Below are 1,258 nucleotides of genomic sequence, written 5' to 3' on the forward strand. Positions count from 1 at the left end.
CTAATACTCGCTATAGCAGTTTTATCAAAATTTAATCATTTATATTCCTCTGAACACTTAACCCCAAGTTTAGATCCGACATCATTGCAGACTTCAAGAGATAATCCTATCCTGGCTTCGATCCATTCTCAACACAACCGACTCATCAGGCTGAATATAAATTTTTTAGTCGCCTATGAAGCCAAAAGAATCAATAGGTGCTAGTATTATAGAATTGAGAGTGTATCTATAATCCGGTTAAAAGCATCGTAAATAAGTCGTTTGAAGCCTAAACTTTTGGACTTCAAGTTCCATACCCTATCTCAAAATGTGGCTTAGTCTCTATCTCTTAGTCTCTGCATCTTAAGTGTTTAATATCAACTCGCTAAATATCTCTAAAGCTTAATTAAAAATTCATAAAGTTGTCAAAAACTTGTCAAAAATTTTGAGTTTAGAGATATTCCGGGTTGTGTGCAATCTACCCACATTATTTAGGAGAAGAACAATGTCTTTAAAACAAATCGTTCAATCAGATGAAGCAACTCAAACCCTTTTATCTTTAGAAAAACCTAAAATTACCGTTGCAGTCGTCACTTACAACGGCATTAATGTCATTAAAAACTGTTTAGACTCGTTACTGAATCAAACTTATAAACCGACTCAGATTCTTGTTGTTGATAATGCTTCTACGGATAACACACCGGACTGGATAGAAGATCATTACTCACAAATTAAAGTTATTCGTTTAGACTCAAATTGTGGCCCAAATCCAGCTAGAAATCAAGGAATTATCAATACACCCGATGATCATTTAACCCTACTGGTTGATGATGATGCTATCCTTGCCGAAAACTGTTTAAGCGAATTAGTTGAAGCGTATCAGCGTTATCCTGAAGCCGCCATTTGGGCGCCGCGTTTAGTTTATCATGATCGACGAAATACCATTCAACATGAGGGAGTCTTCATTCATTATACAGGTGAAGCTGTTTTACTCAATAGCGATAAACCCTTGGGTCAAGGTGTAAAAGATATTACACAAGTTCATTCAATTTCTGGAACGTGTTTGTTAGTTTCTAAGCCAGCCGCAGAAAAAATCGGCTTATTTGATGAAGACTATTTCTTTGGACGGACAGACGGAGAATTTAGCTTCAGACTGACAATATCAGGTTATAAACTCTACACTGTTCCGAATGCAATTTGCTATCATCGAGTCAAAAAACGGGGTCTTTCTAAACTTTTTTATCAAGTTAGAAATCGTTGGTATTTCATCCTGACAATC

Annotated in this window: 1 protein-coding gene; it reads left to right on the plus strand. The window is 36.1% G+C overall.

Annotated elements, in window-relative coordinates:
• Positions 1 to 484: 484 nt before the first annotated feature.
• On the plus strand, positions 485 to 1,258 hold a 774-nt coding region (locus M595_RS27675), incomplete at its 3' end, for a glycosyltransferase family 2 protein (protein ID WP_023069871.1).

The sequence above is a fragment of the Lyngbya aestuarii BL J genome (assembly GCF_000478195.2).
Taxonomy (GTDB): domain Bacteria; phylum Cyanobacteriota; class Cyanobacteriia; order Cyanobacteriales; family Microcoleaceae; genus Capilliphycus; species Capilliphycus aestuarii.